This is a genomic window from Methyloversatilis universalis FAM5 (assembly GCF_000214035.2).
GTDB lineage: Bacteria > Pseudomonadota > Gammaproteobacteria > Burkholderiales > Rhodocyclaceae > Methyloversatilis > Methyloversatilis universalis.
In genome coordinates this window covers 56,406-76,384 of sequence record NZ_AFHG01000030.1, presented here as the reverse complement: position 1 = coordinate 76,384, position 19,979 = coordinate 56,406, and the positions used below count along the sequence as shown (strand labels likewise).

General features: G+C 67.8%; 13 protein-coding genes. 9 read left to right on the top strand and 4 right to left on the bottom strand.

Annotated features, from left to right (window positions below; genetic code table 11):
• Positions 1 to 81 precede the first annotated feature (81 nt).
• Both METUNV1_RS03220 and METUNV1_RS03215 read left to right on the top strand, forming a co-directional pair.
• A complete protein-coding gene (locus METUNV1_RS03220) occupies positions 82 to 2,697 on the top strand; it encodes a response regulator (RefSeq protein ID WP_008058786.1) in 2,616 nt (871 codons plus the stop codon).
• A gap of 52 nt (positions 2,698 to 2,749) precedes the next feature.
• Positions 2,750 to 3,319 carry a rhodanese-like domain-containing protein gene (locus METUNV1_RS03215; RefSeq protein ID WP_008058785.1) on the top strand — a complete coding sequence of 190 codons (570 nt, stop codon included), beginning with the start codon at positions 2,750 to 2,752 and terminating at the stop codon, positions 3,317 to 3,319.
• Between the two features lie 25 nt (positions 3,320 to 3,344).
• On the opposite strand, the gene METUNV1_RS03210 is transcribed toward METUNV1_RS03215, so the two are convergent.
• Both METUNV1_RS03210 and METUNV1_RS03205 read right to left on the bottom strand, forming a co-directional pair.
• Positions 3,345 to 3,875, bottom strand: a complete 531-nt coding sequence (locus METUNV1_RS03210) for a cytochrome b (protein ID WP_008058784.1) — start codon at positions 3,873 to 3,875, stop codon at positions 3,345 to 3,347.
• A gap of 141 nt (positions 3,876 to 4,016) precedes the next feature.
• On the bottom strand, positions 4,017 to 5,897 hold the full coding sequence (locus METUNV1_RS03205) for a potassium transporter Kup (RefSeq protein WP_008058783.1): 1,881 nt from the start codon (positions 5,895 to 5,897) through the stop codon (positions 4,017 to 4,019).
• 125 nt (positions 5,898 to 6,022) lie between these two features.
• Between METUNV1_RS03205 and METUNV1_RS03200 the strand changes: the two genes are divergently transcribed.
• The 7 genes from METUNV1_RS03200 (at position 6,023) to METUNV1_RS03170 (ending at position 14,663) form a co-directional block, all read left to right on the top strand.
• The gene (locus tag METUNV1_RS03200) at positions 6,023 to 6,385 is read left to right on the top strand and encodes a nucleotide pyrophosphohydrolase (protein ID WP_008058782.1); all 363 of its coding nucleotides are present in this window, start codon (positions 6,023 to 6,025) and stop codon (positions 6,383 to 6,385) included.
• 102 nt (positions 6,386 to 6,487) lie between these two features.
• Positions 6,488 to 9,922 carry a transcription-repair coupling factor gene (gene mfd, locus METUNV1_RS03195; RefSeq protein ID WP_008058780.1) on the top strand — a complete coding sequence of 1,145 codons (3,435 nt, stop codon included), beginning with the start codon at positions 6,488 to 6,490 and terminating at the stop codon, positions 9,920 to 9,922.
• A 153-nt stretch (positions 9,923 to 10,075) separates the two neighbouring features.
• Complete coding sequence (locus tag METUNV1_RS03190) at positions 10,076 to 11,008, top strand: ketopantoate reductase family protein (protein ID WP_008058779.1); 933 nt, start codon at positions 10,076 to 10,078, stop codon at positions 11,006 to 11,008.
• Positions 11,009 to 11,063: 55 nt separating this feature from the next.
• A complete protein-coding gene (locus METUNV1_RS03185) occupies positions 11,064 to 12,014 on the top strand; it encodes a diacylglycerol/lipid kinase family protein (RefSeq protein WP_008058777.1) in 951 nt (316 codons plus the stop codon).
• 19 nt (positions 12,015 to 12,033) lie between these two features.
• The gene (locus METUNV1_RS03180; protein WP_008058775.1) at positions 12,034 to 12,828 is read left to right on the top strand and encodes a metallophosphoesterase family protein; all 795 of its coding nucleotides are present in this window, start codon (positions 12,034 to 12,036) and stop codon (positions 12,826 to 12,828) included.
• Between the two features lie 3 nt (positions 12,829 to 12,831).
• Entirely contained in the window at positions 12,832 to 13,638 is an 807-nt protein-coding gene (locus METUNV1_RS03175) for a phosphatase PAP2 family protein (RefSeq protein ID WP_008058772.1), read from the top strand.
• Positions 13,638 to 14,663 (top strand): ADP-ribosylglycohydrolase family protein, encoded by a 1,026-nt coding sequence (locus METUNV1_RS03170; protein ID WP_008058770.1) that lies wholly within the window; start codon positions 13,638 to 13,640, stop codon positions 14,661 to 14,663. The genes METUNV1_RS03175 and METUNV1_RS03170 overlap by 1 nt, the downstream gene beginning before the upstream one ends.
• Before the next feature lie 3 nt (positions 14,664 to 14,666).
• Here METUNV1_RS03170 and METUNV1_RS03165 read toward each other — a convergent pair whose 3' ends face one another.
• Both METUNV1_RS03165 and purL read right to left on the bottom strand, forming a co-directional pair.
• Complete coding sequence (locus tag METUNV1_RS03165) at positions 14,667 to 15,605, bottom strand: GGDEF domain-containing response regulator (protein WP_008058769.1); 939 nt, start codon at positions 15,603 to 15,605, stop codon at positions 14,667 to 14,669.
• A gap of 297 nt (positions 15,606 to 15,902) precedes the next feature.
• The gene (gene purL, locus METUNV1_RS03160) at positions 15,903 to 19,874 is read right to left on the bottom strand and encodes a phosphoribosylformylglycinamidine synthase (protein ID WP_008058767.1); all 3,972 of its coding nucleotides are present in this window, start codon (positions 19,872 to 19,874) and stop codon (positions 15,903 to 15,905) included.
• Between the last annotated feature and the right edge of the window lie 105 nt (positions 19,875 to 19,979).

Genomic DNA, 19,979 nt, shown 5'->3' with positions numbered 1-19,979 from the left:
AAGCCCCGTGGTCGTCGTGAACCGGTCATCCCCTTACCGAGCGGACCTCGCGGTCCGGATGCGACCGACCTGAGCAGCGCCATGCCCACGTCCCTCCTTACACACGGCAGCACGCCGCGCAACGAAGGTACGGAACGCCAGGTCGAGGCGGAACTGGTCGCGCTCGCCTATCGCCTCACGCCCTTCACGCTGCTGATGGCCATCGTGCTGTCCAGCCTGATCTGGGGCGTGCTGCACAAGGTGGTGGATACACACGGACTGACGCTGTGGCTGGCCGCGATGGTGGTGGTGAACGTCGGCCGCTACGGCCTCATCCTGGCCTGGCGCCACGTGTCGCCGGGCATCAATGAAACGCTGATCTGGAAATGGCTGTTCATGCTGGGCGTGCTGGCGGCTGGCTGCACCTGGGGTGCACTGGGCGTGACGCTGATGCCGCCGCCCGGCCATCCCTATGAGATGGTGGTGCCGCTGTGTCTGGTCGCGGTGTCCGCGGTCGGCCTGTTCTCGCTCACCGGCATGTGGAAGGCCTATGTGTGCATGGCGCTGCCCACGCTGCTGCCGACCGCGGTGTTCTACCTGTCCTCGCCGGAACCGGAGCGCGAGGTGCTCGGCGGCTTCATCCTGCTCTTCCTGCTGATCGCCGTGGTCAATGCCCGCCGCTTCCAGCGCAACACCGCGGAATTCATCCGCCTGCGGCTGCATCACGCACAGGTGGCGCAGGAAAACGAGGAAGCGAAGGAAGCCGCGGAACAGGCCAACCAGGCCAAGAGCCAGTTCCTGGCCAATATGAGCCACGAAATCCGCACGCCGATGAATGGCGTGCTCGGCATGGCCCAGCTGCTGCTGCGCAGCGAACTGAACGGCGAACAGCGGCGCTATCTGGAAACACTGTACCGCTCGGGCGAAAACCTGCTCGATCTGCTGAACGACATTCTCGATCTGTCCAAGATCGAAGCCGGCCGCTTCGATCTGGTGCGCAGCGAATTCGATCCGCGCCGCACGCTGCGCGAAGTGACCGAACTGCTCAGTGCCCAGGCGCGCGAAAAGGGGCTGACGCTGGCGCTGGATGTCGATGACGCGATCCCGGCCCGGATCGAGGGCGACCCGGGCCGTCTGCGCCAGATCGCGGTGAACCTGATCGGCAACGCCATCAAGTTCACCGAGCATGGCGGCGTATTCATCGCGCTGCGCGCCCATTCCGCCGACGACGACCTGCTGCTGAAGGAACGCCCGACCAGCGGTTCGATCCGCATGGTGATGGCGGTCCGCGACACCGGCATCGGCATCGCCGACGGCGACCACGGCAGGGTGTTCGATGCTTTTGCACAGGCGGACAACACCGCCTCCCGCCGTTTCGGCGGCACCGGCCTCGGTCTGGCCATTTCCCGCCAGCTGGCCGAAATGCTGGGCGGCTCGATCGCGCTGCGCAGCGCCCAGGGCATCGGCTCCACGTTCACGCTGACGCTGCCGTGCAAGGTGGTGAACACCACGCTGGACGACAGCCACAGCGGGCTGTCACTGCCCAAGCTGCCGCGTCTGGCCGGCAGCGTGCTGCTGGTCGAGGACAGCGCGGTCAATGCCGAAGTCGCCAGTCACATGCTGCAAGCGTTCGGTCTGCGGGTAACCCAGGCGCATGACGGACGGCAGGCCCTGCAGCAGCTGGAACACGCCCGCTTCGACGTGGTGCTGATGGACTGCCAGATGCCGGGCATGGACGGGTTCGAGGCCTGCAAGCGCATCCGTGACCGCGAACAGCTGGTCGGCCTGCCGGCCACGCCACTGATCGCGCTGACCGCCGGCGCCAACGACGGCGACCGCGAAAACTGCATCGCCGCCGGCATGGACGATTACCTCGCCAAGCCCTTCCGCGAGGACGACCTGTACGCCATCGTGCGCAAGTGGCTGCCGGACGGCGCGGTGTCCGGCACCTCGTCGATCTCGATCGACAGCATCGGCGAATCCGACCGCGCGCGCTTCGCCGCGCTGTACGAAAAGGAATCGCAGCGCAACGTGCTGTCGCTGCAGGAGGCGCTGCGCGAACGCGACGAAAGCACGCTGCGCCGCGCCGCCCACACGCTGAAATCGCTGGCGGTACATGCCCAGGCCTTCGACCTGCACGACACCATGCGCCGGCTTGAGGCCGCCGCGATGGAAAAGGACTGGGCGCTGGCCACCACGCTGGTGCCGATCGCCAGCCGCATGCAGCTCGAATCCGCACGCCGCGTGATCGAATGCAGCCTCGACGGCGCTGGCGGCAATGCCGAACTGCCGGACGCGCTGGACATCCTCATCGTCGACGACGACGAGGCCGAACGCTTCCTGATGCGCCGTTCGCTGGAACGTGCCGGCTGTACCCGCATCCGCGAGGCGGAAAGCGGCGAGGAAGCGCTGCTGCTGGTCGGCCAGCAGTGCCCGCACGTGCTGCTGCTCGATGGCCTGATGCAGGGCATGGACGGCATCGCCACCTGCCGCGCGCTGCGCGAGCACTACACGCCTGACCAGCTGGTGATCGTGCTGCTGTCCGGCATCGAGGATCCGGCCTGGCAACGGGCCGCCCACGAAGCCGGCGCCAGCTGCTTCGTGTCGAAGTCGGTGTCGCGCGAAGCGCTGATGGACACGCTGACCACCCGCCTGAACGAACTCGACCGCCCGCTGCGCAGTCGACTGCGTGGCAAGCCGCGTCTCAGCGTGGCCTGATAATGCCCGCCACCGAGGCGGGGTACGCAGTCAAGAAGCGGAGGACGCTCCGATGAAACGCCTTCTGTCCCTGCTGGTGCTGTGCGCCAGCCTCCCGGCCGTCGCGCTCGAACCGGATGCGGTCGCGCAGAATCGCCGTACCGTGCTCGAACGCTACCTGAGCGCCGCCGAAGCCCATCGCATGGTGGACGCCAATCCGGCCGGTACCCTGTTCATCGACGTGCGCACGCCGGCGGAAGTGAGCTATGTCGGCGTCCCGGCCGGCATGGATGCCAACATCCCCTTCCTGCTGATCGACTTCGACCATTTCGACCCGAAGACGCGCAGCTACACGCTGCACCGGAATCCGGATTTCGTGCGGGCGGTCGAGGCGCTGCTCAAGGCCAAGGGGCTGGACCGCAACGCCGATGTGGTGCTCATCTGCCGCTCCGGCGACCGCACCACCAGCGCGGTGAATGTGCTGGCGGCAGCCGGCTTCAGCCGGGTGTGGAATGTGGTGGATGGCTTCGAGGGCGATCTGGTCGAGGGCCGCCGCAACGCCAATGGCTGGAAGAACGCCGGTCTGCCCTGGAGCTACCGGCTGGAGCCGGCCCAGGCCTGGGTGCCGCCCGGCGCCCGCTGAGGCGTAGCCGGCACCGACGCTCAGCTCAGTCTCGCCGCCCCGGCCACATGCGGGCCAGCGTCCCGTCGCGATCGATGAAGTGGTGCTTGAGCGCCGCGGCGATGTGGCCGGCCACCACCGCCATGAACAGCCAGTTCAGCAGGCGGTGCACCCAGAGCAGCGCATCACCCAGCGCCGCGTCCTTGGACAGCAGATCGGGCAGCGGCAGCACACCGAACCACACGGTCTGGAAACCCTTGGCCGAACTCATGAGCCAGCCGGACAGCGGCACGATCACCATCAGCAGATATAGCAGATGATGACCGGCCTTAGCCGCCTTCACCTGCCAGCGGGGCATGCCGGCCGGCAGGTCGGGCGGCCGGTGGGTGATGCGCCAGAGCAGCCGCAGCAGCACCAGCAGGAACACCGTGACGCCGGCCCACTTGTGATACGAGTAGTACTTCAGCTTCTGCGGTGACAGCGGCAGTTCGACCATGTAGAGGCCGAAGGCGAACAGGCCGATGATCATCAGTGCGATGAGCCAGTGCAGCGACATCGCGGTGCGGGTGTAGCGCATTCTTCTTGTCCTGTGGGGAGCGAGGATGTGCGGGCCGACAGCGGCAGCCCGAAGGTTCGGCATTGTCAATGCGCGGCAGTTCCGGCGGAAGCCCGGGCGCGACCGGCCGGGAAAATTTCCCGGTGCGGTCGCCCTCCCGGGTCACAGGCTGATCTGGGTGCCCAGTTCCACCACCTGGTTGGGCGGCAGGTGGAAGTAGTTCGCCGGGCCTTCGGACTGACGCATCATCCAGCCGAACAGCGCGCGCCGCCAGGCTTGCAGGTCGTTGCCCTGGCCTTCGACCACGGTGGCGCGGGCGACGAAGTAGGTGGTGCTCATCGGTTCCAGCACCAGTCCGAGATCGGCCAGCGCGGCCAGCGCCTCCGGAATGTTCGGTTCCTCGCGGAAGCCGTATCGCACTTCCACCGTGTAGTTGCCGCCGCCCAGTTCATGCACCTCGATGTGGTCGATGTCCGGCACCCGCGGTACGTCCTCGATCGACACGTGCAGGAAGAACACCCGCTCGTGCAGCACCTTGAAGTGCTTCAGGTTGTGGAACAGCGCGCTGGGCACGGTTTCGGTGTCCGAGGTGAGGTAGATGGCGGTGCCCGGCACCCGCGGCACGTCCAGCGGCGGGCCGCCTACGAAATCCTTCATCGGGATGTTGATGCGCCGGCGCTCGCGGGTGATCAGGCTGCTGCCCCGCTTCCAGGTGGTCAGCATCGTAAACAGCGCGCCGCCGAGCAGCATGGGCAGCCAGCCGCCGGCCATGAACTTGGTCAGGTTGGACGCGAAGAACAGCACCTCCACCACCAGAAAGCCACCCAGCACCACCAGCAGCACCGTCTTGAGCCGGCGCTGCGACATGGTGGTGATGAACAGCATGAGCAGCGTGGTGATGATCATGTCGCCGGACACCGCAATGCCGTAGGCCGCCGCAAGTTCGCTGGAGGTGTCGAATTCCAGCACCAGCACGACCACCGCCACCAGCATCATCCAGTTCACGGCCGGGATATAGACCTGTCCGCGCTCGGTGTCCGAGGTGTGCAGCTGGCGCAGGCGCGGCAGATAGCCGAGCCGGGTGGCCTGCGCGGTGATCGAGAAGGCACCCGAGATGGTGGCCTGCGACGCGATCACCGTCGCCATGGTCGCCAGCGCGACCAGCGGCAGGCGCCAGTCTTCCGGCGCCAGCATGAAGAAAGGATTGCTCACCGCCTCGGACGACCGCAGCACCAGCGCGCCCTGGCCGAAGTAGTTGATCAGCAGCGCCGGCGACACGATGAAATACCAGGCCATGCGCACCGGCCGGGCGCCGAAGTGGCCCATGTCCGCATACAGCGCCTCGCCGCCGGTCAGCGCGAGGAAGATGGCGCCCAGCAGCAGGAAGGACTGGCCCGGCTTCTCGGCCACGAAGCTGGCCGCGTACATGGGGTTGAGCGCGCGCAGCACCTCCGGCGTCTGCGCGATACTCCAGGCACCGAGCAGGGCCAGCACCGCGAACCAGATCACCGTGACCGGCCCGAAGAAGCGGCCCACCACGGCAGTGCCCGAGCGCTGCACGCAGAACAGGATGACCAGGATGAAAATGGTGATCGGTTCGATCCAATGTTCCAGCGTCGGCGCCACCACCGCGATGCCTTCGACCGCGGACAGCACCGAAATGGCCGGCGTGATCACCGCGTCGCCGTAGAACATCGCCGCCGCGAACACGCCGGCCGCGGTCACCGCCGCCACCCGGCGCTGAACGCCGACCCGCGCCGAGCGCTGCGCCAGCGAGGCCAGCGCGAGCGAACCGCCCTCGCCCTCGTTGTCGAAGCGCAGCACGATGAACACGTACTTGAACGAAATGATGAGCGTGACCGCCCAGAACAGGGCCGACAGCGTGGCCAGCACATTCGCTTCCGACAGCGGCAGACCGTGGGTGCCGGCGAACGCCTCCTTGAAGGCATACAGCGGACTGGTGCCGATATCGCCGAAAACCACGCCCAGCGCCGCAATCATCAGCGGCGCCAATGCCTTGGATTCGTGCTTGGCCTGGGTCATCGGGTATCTGGGCGTAAGAGAGGCTGCCGATACTGCGCCGCACCATTGGCAAGATCAAGTCTTGACGGCGACGCGGAGGGGCAGTTTTGCAACAATCGCACACCTGCCACAACTCGACACAGACCATGCCGCATGACGCCGACACCGCCCGCCTCGACCGCCTGCGTGACCTCGTCCGCCAGTTCGTCGATGAACGCGACTGGGCACAGTTCCACACGCCCAAGAATCTGGCGATGGCGATGAGCATCGAGGCCGCCGAGGTGATGGAACATTTCCAGTGGCTGCCCACCGGCCGCGAACTGGCCGACGACAAGCGCACCGCGGTTGGCCACGAACTGGCCGACGTGCTGGTCTATCTGGTGCGCCTGGCCGACGTGCTGGACATCGACCTGCCGGCCGCGGTGGCCGAGAAGATGCAGCTGAACCGGGAGAAATACCCGGCGGACCGGGTGCGCGGCGACGCACGCAAGTACGACGAGTACGAATGAGCGTCTGCCGGGCGCAGCAGGCCGGCCGTTTCCGCGATAATCCCGCCTCTGCCGTCACCGGCGGCGCCTGAACTTTCCGGCGCCCCACCGCTCTGCCCGCTCATGACTTCATCGCCCTCCCTGCTGTCCCGCCTTCCCCGGCCGCGCGCCGGCGGCCGTACCGACTGGCCGAAACTGCCGGGCGGCGCCCAGGCCCTCGCCCTGGGCCAGCTTGCCCGCGACCTGGGCGCGCCGCTGGTCATCGTGGCCGCCCGCCCGATGGACGCCCAGCGCCTGCTCGACGAAATCCGCTGGTTCGCCCCGGGCCTGCGCGCCTTCCAGCTGCCGGACTGGGAAACCCTGCCCTACGACCAGTTCTCGCCGCACGCCGATCTGGTGTCCGAGCGGCTGGAAACGCTGTACGCGCTGATGCGCGGCGAACTGGACGTGCTGGTGGTACCGGCCTCGACCGCGCTGTACCGGCTGGCACCGCGCGAATACCTGGCCGCCCACACCTTTTTCGTGCAGCAGGGATCGAAGCTCGACGTCGAAGGCCTGCGGCTGCAGCTCACGGTGGCCGGCTACAGCGCGGTCACCCAGGTGGTGGCACCGGGCGAGTACAGCGTGCGCGGCGGCCTGGTCGACCTCTATCCGACCGGCTCCGCCCTGCCCTACCGCATCGACCTGTTCGACGACGAGGTCGAAAGCATCCGCACCTTCGACGTCGATACACAGCGCACCGTATTTCCGACAAAGGAAATCCGCCTGCTGCCGGCGCGCGAATTCCCGATGGACGACAAGGCGCGGGCGGCCTTCCGCTCGCGCTTCCGGGAAACCTTCGAGGGCGACCCGACCAAGTCCACCATCTACAAGGATGTGTCCAACGGCGTGCCCAGCGCTGGCATCGAGTACTACATCCCGCTGTTCTTCGAGCGCACCGACACGCTGTTCGACTATCTGCCTGCCAACGCGGTGGTGGCGCTCGATTTCGAGGTGAATGACGCGATCGCCGACTTCTGGCGCGACACGAAAAGCCGTCATGACCTGATGAAGGGCGAGCGCGCCCGCCCCATCCTGCCGCCGTCCGACCTCTTCCTGTCGGAAGAGCAGTTCCACGTGTCGCTGGCCAACCGGCCCATCGTGCGTCTGGGCCGCGGCGACGAAGTGGCCGATGTCGCGGCGCTGCCGGACGTGGCGGTCGAGCGCAAGTCGGACGACCCGCTGTTCCGGCTGCGTGCGCTGATCGCGGCCCAGCGCGTGCTGGTGGTGGCCGAATCGGCCGGCCGGCGTGAAACACTGACCGACTATTTCAACGAATACGGCCTGCCCAACATCGCGGTCGACAGCTTCGACGCAGCACTGGGCGTCGACGCGAAACTGGCCATCGTGGTCGGCCCGCTGGCCGAGGGCTTCGCCCTCACCGCGCCGCCGATGGCGCTGGTGACCGAAAGCGAGCTCTACCCGTCGCAGGCCCGTTCGCGCAGCAAGCGCGACGGCCGCAAGGTGACCGCCGAGAACTTCCTGCGCGACCTGACCGAACTGAAGGTGGGCGACCCGGTGGTGCATCTGCAGCACGGCATCGGCCGCTATATCGGCCTGATGCACATGGATCTCGGCGAAGGCGAAACCGAATTCCTGCATCTGGAATACGCCGACGGCGACAAGCTGTACGTGCCGGTGTCCCAGCTGCACCAGATCAGCCGCTACAGCGGCGCGCCCGGCGACCAGGTGCATCTGCACAAGCTCGGCTCCGGACAGTGGGAAAAGGCGAAGAAGAAGGCGGCCGCCCAGGTGCGTGACACCGCGGCCGAACTGCTGGCGCTGTACGCCCAGCGCTCGGCACGCAAGGGCCATACCTTCGGCTTCAGACAGCACGACATGGACGCCTTCGCCGAAGGTTTCGGTTTCGAGGAAACGCCGGACCAGATCAATGCCATCAATGCGGTGGTCGGCGACATGACCTCGGGCCGGCCGATGGACCGCCTGGTGTGCGGCGACGTCGGCTTCGGCAAGACCGAAGTCGCGCTGCGCGCCGCCTTCGTCGCAGTGGCCGACGGCAAGCAGGTGGCGGTGCTCGCGCCGACCACGCTGCTGGCCGAACAGCACTACCAGACCTTCAGCGACCGCTTCGCCCAGGTGGCGCACGAATGGCCGGCGCGCATCGCCGAGATTTCGCGCTTCAAGAGCGCGAAGGAACAGACGCAGGCGCTGAAGGAAGCGGCCGAAGGCAAGATTGACGTGCTGATCGGCACCCACCGGCTGCTGCAGAAGGACGTGAAGTTCGCCCGTCTGGGCCTGGTCATCATCGACGAGGAACACCGCTTCGGCGTGCGCCAGAAGGAGGCGCTGAAGGCGCTGCGTGCGGAGGTCGACGTGCTCACGCTGACCGCGACGCCGATTCCGCGCACGCTGGCCATGTCGCTCGAAGGCATCCGCGACTTCTCGGTCATCGCCACCGCGCCGCAGAAGCGGCTTGCAATCAAGACCTTCGTCAGCCCGTGGTCTCGCGGCCTCATCCGCGAGGCGGTGCTGCGCGAATTCAAGCGCGGCGGCCAGGTGTACTTCCTGCACAACGAGGTCGACACCATCGAGGAGATGAAAACCCGTCTGGCCGACCTGCTGCCGGAGGCACGCATCGTGGTCGGCCACGGCCAGCTGCCGGAGCGCGAGCTGGAGCGGGTGACGCGCGAGTTCACGCAGCGCAGGCACAACCTGCTGCTGTGTACCACCATCATCGAAACCGGCATCGACAACCCGAACGCCAATACCATCATCATCAACCGCGCCGACCGCTTCGGCCTGGCCCAGCTGCACCAGCTGCGCGGCCGGGTCGGTCGCAGCCACCACCAGGCCTACGCCTATCTGCTGACCGACGCGCACGCCAAGCCGACCGAACAGGGCCGCCGCCGGCTCGAAGCCATCCAGATGATGGAAGAGCTGGGCTCCGGCTTCTTCCTCGCCATGCACGATCTGGAAATCCGCGGCGCCGGCGAGGTGCTGGGCGATTCGCAGTCCGGCGAAATGCAGGAGGTCGGCTTCAACCTTTACACCGAAATGCTCAAGAGCGCGGTGAAGGCGCTGCAGAAGGGCGAACAGGCCGGCGACCTGACCCAGCCGCTGGACATCGTGTCGGAGATCAATCTGCACATGCCGGCGCTGCTGCCCACCGACTACTGCCCGGACGTGCACGAGCGGCTCACGCTGTACAAGCGTCTGGCCAACTGCGAGAAGGACGACGAACTGGGCGAACTGCGCGAAGAGCTGGTGGACCGCTTCGGCCAGATGCCGGACCAGACCCGCGCGCTGCTGGAAACCCACCGTCTGCGCATCGCCGCCAGGCCGCTGGGCATCCTGAAGATCGATGCCCACGAAACGCAGATCCTGTTCACCTTCGTGCCGAATCCGCCGATCGAACCGATACGCATCATCCAGCTGGTGCAGAAGGACCGGAACTTCAAGCTGGCCGGTCAGGACCGTCTGTCGTGGAAGAAGGCCAGCCCCGATCTGGACACCCGGGTGGCCGCAGTGCGCGAACTGATGAAGAAGCTGGCCGGCTGACACCGTCGCTGCGGAGCAAGGGCCGCCCCAGCGCGTCAAATGTATCGCCGGGCGTACCGGCACAGTGCGCAGGACGCGCCCGGGCAGGGCGTACAGCGCGCGCCGCACCGGCTTATGCTGGACCGTCCCTCAGCCATCCATGGAGACCGAAAGATGCGGATACTGATACTGGGTGCCGGCGGCATCGGAGGCTATTTCGGCGCCCGGCTGCAGGCCGGTGGCAGCGACGTCACCTTTCTCGTGCGGCCGGCGCGCGCCGCCGCATTGCAGGCGGGCGGCCTGAAGGTGAACAGCCCGCTGGGCGACGTGGCGGTGACCCCGCGGCTGCTGACCGCAGTCGACAGCCCGTTCGATCTCGTACTGCTGTCGTGCAAGGCCTACGACCTCGATTCGGCGCTGACCGCGATCGCGCCGGCGGTCGGCCCGCACACCGTGGTGCTGCCGCTGCTCAACGGTGTCGCCCATCTCGACCGGCTGGACGCACACTTCGGCCGGGCGCGGGTGGCCGGCGGTGTGGCCCACCTCGCGCTCACGCTGGAGGCAGACGGCGGCATCCGCCACCTGAACGCCACCGAAAAGCTGATCGTCGGCGCACGCGACCCGGCACAGCAGGCGGTCATCGCCGCGCTGGGCGACCGGCTGGCTGCGCTGTCGCCGGACTACACGGTATCCGCCGACATCGAACAGGCGATGTGGGACAAGCTGGTTTTCATCGCCACGCTGGCCGGCGCCACCTGCCTGATGCGCGCGACCATCGGCGACATCCTGGACAGCTGCGCCGGACCGGCACTGATCGCCGGCCTGCTGGCCGAGGGCGCGTCCATCGCCACCGCCTGCGGTCATCCGCCCACGCCCGCGCGGATGGAGGACTACCGCGCCACCCTGACCCAGCCCGGCTCCACGCTCACCGCGTCCATGCTGCGCGACCTTCAGCGCGACGCGCCGACCGAAGCCGAGCACATCTTCGGCGATCTGCGCGCACGTGCCGCGCGGCATGCGCTGGCCACGCCCTGGCTCGATCTGGCGCACGCCCACCTGCAGGCGGCCGAGGCCCGGCGGCGGCGCGTGTCGGAATCCGCTGGCTGATCGATGCGCCCGGGCCGCGTAGGCTGCGCGGCCATCGTCATCATCACGGACACCGATGCCCGCAGCCCGCTCACCCGCCGACGCTCCGCTGTTCATCGTGCTCAACACCGGCTCGGGCAGCCAGGACGCCGGACATACGCGAGAGGTGATCGAAAGGCTGCTGGGCGAGGCCGGCCGACGCCATCGGGTGCTGCCGGTTCAGGACGGCCGTCGCCTGCCGGCCGTGGCCTGGCAGGCGGTGCAGGAAGCACGCATGCAGCAGGGCATCGTGGTGGCGGCCGGCGGCGACGGCACCATCAACGCCGTGGCTCAGGCCGTGCTCGGCAGCGGACTGCCTTTCGGTGTGCTGCCCCAGGGCACCTTCAACTATTTCTCGCGCGAGTACGGCATTCCGGCGGACACCGAATCCGCCGTGCAGCTGCTGCTGAACGGGCGGCTGCGCAGCGTGCAGGTGGGTCGCGTCAACGACCGCATCTTCCTGGTCAATGCCAGCCTGGGCCTCTACCCGGTACTGCTGGAGAACCGCGAGGACTGGAAGCGCCAGTTCGGCCGCAGCCGCGTCGTCGCGCTGTGGGCCGGTGTGGTGACGCTGCTGCGCGGTCATCGCCGGATGACGCTCGAGATGGAACACGCCGGCCGCCTGCGCACGCTGCATACGTCCACGCTGTTTGTCGGCAACAACCGGCTGCAGCTCGAACAGACCGGCCTCGACGGCGCCGACGCGCTGGATCAGGGCCGGCTGGCCGCGCTGGCGCTGCGCCCCACCGGCCGGCTGGCCATGCTGTGGCTGCTGGCGCGCGGCGCTTTCGGCCGGCTCGGGGCGGCGGATGAGGTACAGTCCTTCAGCTTTTCATCGCTGCGGCTGAGCGTGCTGCGGCGCGGACGCCGGCGCAGCCGCATCAAGGTGGCGACCGATGGCGAGGTGAGCTGGATGCGTGCGCCGATCGAATTCCGCGCACTGCCCGACGCGCTGTCGCTGATCGTGCCCGACGACGAAACCGCTTGACCCGGCCATCGTGATCCCATTGCTGCTGCAGGTGTCCGACCCGCACTTCGGTACCGAAAAGCCCGAAGTCTGCGCCGCGCTGCGCCGGCTGGCGCAGGCCGAACAGCCGCGGCTGCTGCTGCTCAGCGGCGACCTCACCCAGCGCGCCCGGCCGGCGCAGTTCGCCGCCGCCCGCGCCTTCGCCGACAGTCTGGGCATCGCGCACCGCATGGTGCTGCCCGGCAATCACGATCTGCCGCTGTTCCATCTGCCGCTGCGGCTGTTCGCGCCATACGCCCGCTACCGTCGCGCATTCGGCCCGGCGCACGATGCGCTCTCCGATGTCGACGGAATGCGCCTGATCGGGCTGGATTCCACCCGCCGCTGGCGCCATTCCGACGGCGAACTGTCGGCCGTGCAGATCGCCGCGACCGCCGAACTGCTGCGGGCCACGCCGGCCGATACCGTGCTGAAGGTGGTGGCGCTGCATCATCCGCTGGCGGTCAATCGCGACACCGAGAGGCACAACCGGGTACGCGGCCACCGCGAAGCGATCGCCCGCTGGCGCGAAGCCGGCGCCGATCTGGTACTCGGCGGCCACATCCATCTGCCATCGGTGCGCCGGCTGCCGGACGGAGAGCGGACGCTGTGGGCGGTGCAGGCGGGTACCGCGGTATCGCACCGCACCCGTCGCGACGCCGGCAATTCGGTCAACCTGATCCGGGCCGGCCGGACGCACGGCCGGCGGGTCGCCACGGTCGAACGCTGGGACTATCGCGCGGCCGATGACCGCTTCGAACTGGCTGCACTGAGCGCCCTGCCCCTGAACGACTGAACCATGCCCCCTTTTCCATCCTCGCCCGAAGCACTGGCCGCCCTGATCGCCAGCCAGTTGCCGCTGCTGCACGCCGCGCTGCTGGCCAGCGCTCTGCTGCTGGTCACCGCGCTGCAGTTCGCCAACGGGCGCCTGCATGCGAACGGCGCATACAGCCGCCGCCGGGTGGCGCAGATCGGCATCACCGTCATGCTGTACGGCGCTGCCGGCTTTACCGCAGTGGCACTGGCGGTGAATAACGGCAGCGTGCTGGTCGATTTCGACGATGCGCTGGTCGGCGCACTGAGCCGTTCACTGGACGCACATACGCTGCACCTGTTCGCGCGGCTCACCCGTTTCGGCGACACCGAAACGCTGACCGCGCTCGGCGTGACCGGCGCACTGCTGCTGCTGTGGCGAAGACAGCATCTGCTGGCCGCCACCTGGGTGGCCGCGATCGCCGGCAATTCGCTGCTGAACGTGAGCCTGAAGGCGATGTTCCAGCGGGTGCGCCCTGTACATGAGCATGGCTACGCGGCCGAAACAAGCTGGAGCTTCCCGAGCGGCCACGCTTCGGGCACGCTGGTGGCCTACGGTGTGCTCGCCTGGGTGGCGCTGCGCCTGCTGCCTGCGCGCTGGCATCTGCCGGTGCTGTGGATCGCGGTCGCGATCGCGCTCACCACCGGCCTCAGCCGCATCGTGCTGCAGGTCCATTTCGCCAGCGACGTGCTGGCCGGGCTGTGCTCGGGCAGCGCCTGGCTGGCGCTGTGCATCACGGTGGCCGAATGGGTACGCAGACGCGCGCCGATACAAACCGACGGAAAACATTGATGATCGATCCTGCACGCTTCGACGCCGCCTGGTGGGGCGGTTTCATCGCCGACGCGCTGGCCATGCCGGTGCACTGGTACTACAGCCGCGAACGCATCCCGCAGGACTACGGCGACATCACCGGCTATCTGCCGCCGCACAACCCGCATCCGGACAGCTTCCTGTGGCGCAGCCAGTACGCCTGCACCGGGCCGACCGACGACATCCTGCACGAGCAGAAGCGCTGGTGGAGCGGGCCGCGCGACATCCACTACCACCAGTTCCTGCACGCCGGCGAGAACACGCTGAACCTGCAGCTGGCCCGGCTGCTGGCCGAATCGCTGCTGGAATGCGGTCGCTACGACCGCGACGACTACGCGCGGCGCTACGTCGATTTCATGCTCACCCCGGGCAGCCACGGCGACACCTATGTCGAGGAATGCCACCGCGCCTTCTTCCGTCACTACGGTCAGGGTATCGAGGTCGAGGACTGCGGCGTCGAGGACATCCACATCGGCGGGCTGGCCACGCTGGCGCCGCTCATCCTGTTCCACGCGCAGGACCGCGATGCGCTGCAGGCGGCGGTCACCGAACACGTGGCGCTGACCCACAAGGGGACGGAGACGGCGGCGGCGGCCACGCTGTACGCGGACCTCGCCTTCCATCTGCTGCACGGCCGGTCCATGGAGGAGGCGCTGGCGGCGGCCGCGCCGGCCGAGCACCCGGCGCTGCGCCATCCTTACCGCGCATGGGCGGAACGCAGACCGGACGACGAGGTGATCGGCGCGCAGTTCAGCCCCGCCTGCTATCTGAAGGACGCGCTGCCGGCCACGCTGCATCTCGCGCTGAAATATGCGGCGGCGCCGCGTGACGGCCTGCTCGCCAACGTGCGGCTGGGCGGTGACAACTGTCACCGCGGCGCGGTGCTGGGCACGCTGCTGGGTGCCGCCGGTGCGGTCTGGCCAGCGGAATGGGTGAAGGGCCTGTACGGCCAGAGCGAACTGCGCGTGCTGCTGGAGCGGCTGCGCGATCGCCTGCCCGGCTGAGCCTCAGCTCAGCACGGCGCGATTGCGTCCGGCCGCCTTGGCGGCATATAGCCGCTCGTCGGCGGCCCGGAACACGTGCATCAGTTCGTCGTTGGCGGCAGGTACGAAAGCACCGCCGACCGAGGTGGTGACCACGCCCCAGTCGGCATTGCGCTCGTGCCGTATGCCCAGGCTGCGCACCGCCTCGATCACGCCGTGCGCCACCCGCTCGTAGGCCTGGGCGCTGGCCTGGGGCATCAGCACCGCGAACTCCTCGCCGCCGTAACGCGCCGCGAAGGCGCCGTCGGTCAGCCGCTCGCTGTTGCAGCGGTCGACCACCGAAGCCAGCGTCTGCGCCACCGTGCGCAGACAGTCATCGCCGGCAAGATGACCGTAGTAGTCGTTGTACTTCTTGAAATGGTCGATATCGAGCATGAGCAGTGCGAACGGCGCCCCGCTGCTGCGCGCCTCGCTCCAGGCCAGATCCAGCGTCAGGTCCATGTGACGGCGGTTGCACAGCCCGGTCAGCCCGTCGCGGCTGGCCTGTTCCCTGAGCAGCCGGTTGGCGACCGACAGCCGCTTGCGCAGCGCGGCGATCCGCGCCATGGCTTTCATCTTGGCCTGCAGCACCGCTTCAGGCACCGATTTGACGATGAAGTCATCGCCGCCCGCCTCGATCGCGGTGATCAGGTTTTCCTGGGTATTGGATGCGGTCAGGAAGAGGATGGGCGTCCATGCCCAGTCCTGGGTCGCCTCGATCGCGCGGATGCGCGCGGTCGCCTCGAAACCGTTCATGACCGGCATTTCGATGTCCATCAGCACGAGATCGGGCGCCACCTCGGCGAAGCGGGCCACCGCCACTTCACCGTTCTCGGCCACGCTCACTTCATACCCGAAGGACGCAAGGCGGACAGACATGACCGCAGCCATGGCCCGGCTGTCCTCGACCAGCAGAATCTTCATCGTTTCACCACTGCGCAGAAAGTCGGCCGGTGCGGAGCGTGCTTCCCCCGAAACACCTGCATCCGGCGATCTTTCGGCTATCGGCCAAAAGCGGTGGAACTGAAGCGCTCACGAACAGGGCACCCGCCTTCGCCCATGTTACCGGTGCGCCGTGCGCCCTCCGGATATTCCGCCGGCAGCCCTGCGCCATTCCGCCAGCGGCATCGGAGCCGCGATGAGCTCACTCAACCAAGGGGCACAAAAGAAAAGGGCCTGCTTGCGCAGGCCCTTCTGTCGTGCATTCACCGGCGTCTGCAATCAGCCGACCCAGACCCGCGCATTCCTGAACATGCGCATCCACGGGCTGTCCTCACCCCAGTGCGCCGGGTGCCAGCTCATCTGCACGGTGCGGAAGATGCGCTCCGGATGCGGCATCAGGATGGTGACGCGGCCATCGTCGCTGGTGACCGAGGTGATGCCGTCCGGCGAGCCGTTCGGGTTGCGCGGGTAGCGGCTGGCCACGCTGCCGTCGTGATCGATGTAGCGCATGGCGACGCGTGCCAGCTTCTGCGCCTGTGCGTCGGCGAATACCGCGCGGCCCTCGCCGTGCGACACCACGATGGGCAGTTTGGAGCCGGCCATGCCACGGAACAGGATGGACGGCGAATCGACGATTTCAACCTGGGTGAAGCGCGCCTCGAACTGCTCCGAGCGGTTGCGCTCGAAGCGCGGCCAGTGCGCAGCACCCGGAATGATGTCGGCCAGCTGGCTCATCATCTGGCAGCCGTTGCACACGCCCAGCGCGAAGGTGTCCGGTCGGGCGAAGTACTCGGCAAAGGCGTCGCGCAGTGCCGGATGGAACAGGATGGACTTGGCCCAGCCGGAGCCTGCGCCCAGCACGTCACCGTAGGAAAAGCCGCCGCAGGCCGCCAGGCCCTTGAAGTCGGCCAGCTTCACGCGGCCGGCCATCAGGTCGGACATGTGCACGTCCTGCGCGTCGAAACCGGCGCGGTCGAAGGCGGCCGCCATTTCGACCTGACCGTTCACGCCCTGCTCGCGCAGGATGGCGATGCGCGGGCGGATACCTCTGCTGACGTAAGGCGCTGCGACATCTTCCTGCGGCTCGAAGGTGAGCGCCGCAAACAGGCCAGTGTCCGACTTGTCGTCCAGCAGCGCGAATTCCTCGCGCGCGCAGTCGGCGTCGTCGCGCAGCAGCGCGATGCGGTGGCTGGTTTCGGTCCATGCCTTCTGCAGGTCGACCCGCGATTCGCTGAAGATGACCTTGGCGTTGTGCCAGAAGCGGATTTCGTCGCGGTCGTTCGGATTGCCGAGGCCGTGGGTGACGCCGGACAGACCGGCTTCGCGCAGGATGTCCATCACCTGCGAACGCTGATCGACGCGGATCTGGATCACCGCGCCCAGCTCTTCGGCGAACAGCGCGGAGAAGGTGCGGTCGTTGAAGCGGCCGCGCACCGCGTCCGGCTTCTTGGCCAGCGAATCGACATCGACCAGCAGCGGGTCATAGGCCAGCGTGTCGAGATTGATCGACAGGCCGACATGCGACGCGAACGCCATTTCGCACAGCGTGGCGAACAGGCCGCCATCGGAGCGGTCGTGGTAGGCCAGCACCAGGCCGGCGTCACGCAGACGGCTGATCGCCGGCAGCAGCCGGCCGAGCAAGACCGCGTCGGCGTCCGGCGCATGTTCGCCGACCACGCCAAAAGCCTGGGCGAAGGCCGAACCGCCGAGGCGGTTCTTCATCTGGCCGAGATCGATCAGCAGCAGTTCGGTTTCGATTTCCGGGTCGATCAGCAGCTGCGGCGTGAGCGTGCGGCGCACGTCCTCGACGCCGGCGAAGGCGGTGATGACCAGCGACAGCGGCGCCACCACTTCCTTCTGCGTGTCGCCGTCAGACCAGCGGGTCTTCATCGACAGACTGTCCTTGCCGACCGGAATCGCCAGGCCCAGCGCCGGACAGAAGTCCAGCGCCACCGCCTTCACCGTATCGAAAAGTGCGGCGTCCTCGCCCTTGTGACCGGCGGCCGCCATCCAGTTCGCCGACAGCTTGATGCGCTCGAAACTGCGCACGTCGGCGGCGATCAGGTTGGTGATCGCTTCGCCGATCGCCATGCGGCCGGAGGCCGGGCCGTTCAGCAGCGCCACCGGCGTGCGTTCGCCCATCGCGAAGGCCTCGCCGCGGTAGCCGGAAAAGCTCTCGCTGGTAACCGCGACGTCGGCCACCGGCACCTGCCACGGGCCGACGAACTGGTCACGCGCGGTGAGGCCGCCGACCGAGCGGTCGCCGATGGTGATCAGGAAGGACTTGCTGGCCACCGCCGGCATGCGCAGCACGCGGTAGGCGGCGTCCTTCAGGTCGTAGCCGGCCACGTCCATCGGCGGCGCATAGGCCGGGCGGCGCGACACCGTGCGGTGCATCTTGGGCGGCTTGCCGAGCAGCACGTCCATTGGCATGTCGACCGGCTTCGTATTGAACAGCGGATCGGCCACCGTGAGCTGACCGTCGGCGGTCGCCTCGCCCAGCACCGCGTACGGGCAGCGCTCGCGCACGCACAGCGCCTCGAATTCGGCGATGCGCTCAGGGCCGATCGCGAGCACGTAGCGCTCCTGCGATTCGTTGCACCACAGTTCGGCCGGGCTCATGCCCGACTCTTCGCTGTTGATCGCCCGCAGATCGAACCAGGCGCCGTGACCGGCGCCATAGGCCAGTTCGGGCAATGCGTTCGACAGGCCGCCGGCGCCGACGTCATGCACCGCGAGAATCGGGTTGTCGTCCTGCATCTGCCAGCAGCGGTCGATCACTTCCTGCGCCCGGCGTTCGATTTCCGGGTTGCCGCGCTGCACCGACGCGAAATCGAGGTCGGCGGTATTGGTGCCGGTGGTCATGCTCGACGCAGCACCGCCGCCCAGACCGATCAGCATGGCCGGGCCGCCCAGCACGACCAGCTTGGTGCCGGCCGGGAATTCGATCTTCAGCGCATCACGGGCGGCGATGTTGCCGATGCCGCCAGCGATCATGATGGGCTTGTGATAGCCGCGCATTTCGCCCATGAAGGGCAGTTCGAAGGTGCGGAAGTAGCCGGCGAGGTTCGGGCGGCCGAATTCGTTGTTGAACGCGGCCGCGCCCAGCGGGCCGTCGATCATGATCTGCAGCGCCGAGGCGATGCGTTCCGGCTTGCCGTACAGTTCGCCGTCGACACGCTCCCACGGCTGTTCGAAGCCCGGAATGTTCAGGTTGGACACCGAGAAGCCGGCCAGACCGGCTTTCGGCTTGGCGCCACGGCCGGTCGCGCCCTCGTCGCGGATTTCGCCGCCGGCGCCGGTGGCCGCACCCGGGAAGGGCGAAATCGCGGTCGGATGGTTGTGCGTCTCGACCTTGGCCAGGAAGTGCATGGACTCTTCGTGCCAGCCCCAGCGACCTGTGCGGTCCGGGTAGAAGCGGGCCACCGGCTCGGTGGTCGCGCCCTCGATCACCGCCGCGTTGTCCGAATAGGCCACCACGGTGTGCTGAGGCGTGGCCTTGTGGGTTTCGCGGATCATGCCGAACAGGCTCATGTCCTGCGGCTGGTAGTCGATGGTCCAGCTGGCGTTGAAAATCTTGTGCCGGCAGTGCTCTGAGTTCGCCTGGGCGAACATCATCAGTTCGACGTCGGTCGGATTGCGGCCCAGCTTCGTGTAGGCATCGAGCAGATAGTCGATTTCGTCGTCGGACAGGGCGAGGCCCAGTTCGACGTTGGCGCGCTCCAGCGAGGCCCGGCCTTCGGCGAGCGACACGCTCACCAGCGGGCGCGGCGGCACGTGGCTGAACAGCGCCTCCGCGTCAGCGAGGCTGCCGAACACCGATTCGGTCATGCGGTCGTGCAGCAGGCCGGCCAGCGCCGCGCGCTCCGCGTCGTCCAGTGCGCCGCCGCCCAGCAGGCCGCGCGACAGCGTCAGCTCGTACAGCACGCCGCGCTCGATGCGCTGCACGCCCGTCAGGCCGCAGTTGCGCGCGATGTCGCTGGCCTTGGACGACCAGGGCGAAATCGTGCCCAGACGCGGCGTCACCAGCAGCGCCGGTCCCTCGACCGCCTCTGCCGGCTGCGCGGCGAGCAGCGCGCACAGACGCGCCCGCTCTTCGGCCGAGGGCTCGGCCGCACATTCGACGAAAAAGTACTGGGTGGCCGTCAGGTCGCGCAGCTTGGGCGCTGCGATACGGCAGGCGTCGGCCAGACGGGAAAGACGGGCGGCGGAAAGGGCGGGCGTGCCGCGGAGCTTGAGGATGTGGGCCATGAAGGAAGCGGAGGGATGGTCGGCGGGCACCGGCGACGGTGCGGCCAAAACGTCAATTATAAAGGCTATGGCACGGCCACCCTAGGGGCTGTTGCGCTTCGCAGG

What these genes read in the sequence shown, in the direction of transcription:
- METUNV1_RS03220 (WP_008058786.1), top strand. Translation starts at nt 82, where the DNA reads ATGCCCACGTCCCTCCTTACACACGGCAGCACGCCGCGCAACGAAGGT.
- METUNV1_RS03215 (WP_008058785.1), top strand. Translation starts at nt 2,750, where the DNA reads ATGAAACGCCTTCTGTCCCTGCTGGTGCTGTGCGCCAGCCTCCCGGCC.
- METUNV1_RS03210 (WP_008058784.1), bottom strand. Translation starts at nt 3,875, where the DNA reads ATGCGCTACACCCGCACCGCGATGTCGCTGCACTGGCTCATCGCACTG.
- METUNV1_RS03205 (WP_008058783.1), bottom strand. Translation starts at nt 5,897, where the DNA reads ATGACCCAGGCCAAGCACGAATCCAAGGCATTGGCGCCGCTGATGATT.
- METUNV1_RS03200 (WP_008058782.1), top strand. Translation starts at nt 6,023, where the DNA reads ATGCCGCATGACGCCGACACCGCCCGCCTCGACCGCCTGCGTGACCTC.
- mfd (WP_008058780.1), top strand. Translation starts at nt 6,488, where the DNA reads ATGACTTCATCGCCCTCCCTGCTGTCCCGCCTTCCCCGGCCGCGCGCC.
- METUNV1_RS03190 (WP_008058779.1), top strand. Translation starts at nt 10,076, where the DNA reads ATGCGGATACTGATACTGGGTGCCGGCGGCATCGGAGGCTATTTCGGC.
- METUNV1_RS03185 (WP_008058777.1), top strand. Translation starts at nt 11,064, where the DNA reads ATGCCCGCAGCCCGCTCACCCGCCGACGCTCCGCTGTTCATCGTGCTC.
- METUNV1_RS03175 (WP_008058772.1), top strand. Translation starts at nt 12,832, where the DNA reads ATGCCCCCTTTTCCATCCTCGCCCGAAGCACTGGCCGCCCTGATCGCC.
- METUNV1_RS03170 (WP_008058770.1), top strand. Translation starts at nt 13,638, where the DNA reads ATGATCGATCCTGCACGCTTCGACGCCGCCTGGTGGGGCGGTTTCATC.
- METUNV1_RS03165 (WP_008058769.1), bottom strand. Translation starts at nt 15,605, where the DNA reads ATGAAGATTCTGCTGGTCGAGGACAGCCGGGCCATGGCTGCGGTCATG.
- purL (WP_008058767.1), bottom strand. Translation starts at nt 19,874, where the DNA reads ATGGCCCACATCCTCAAGCTCCGCGGCACGCCCGCCCTTTCCGCCGCC.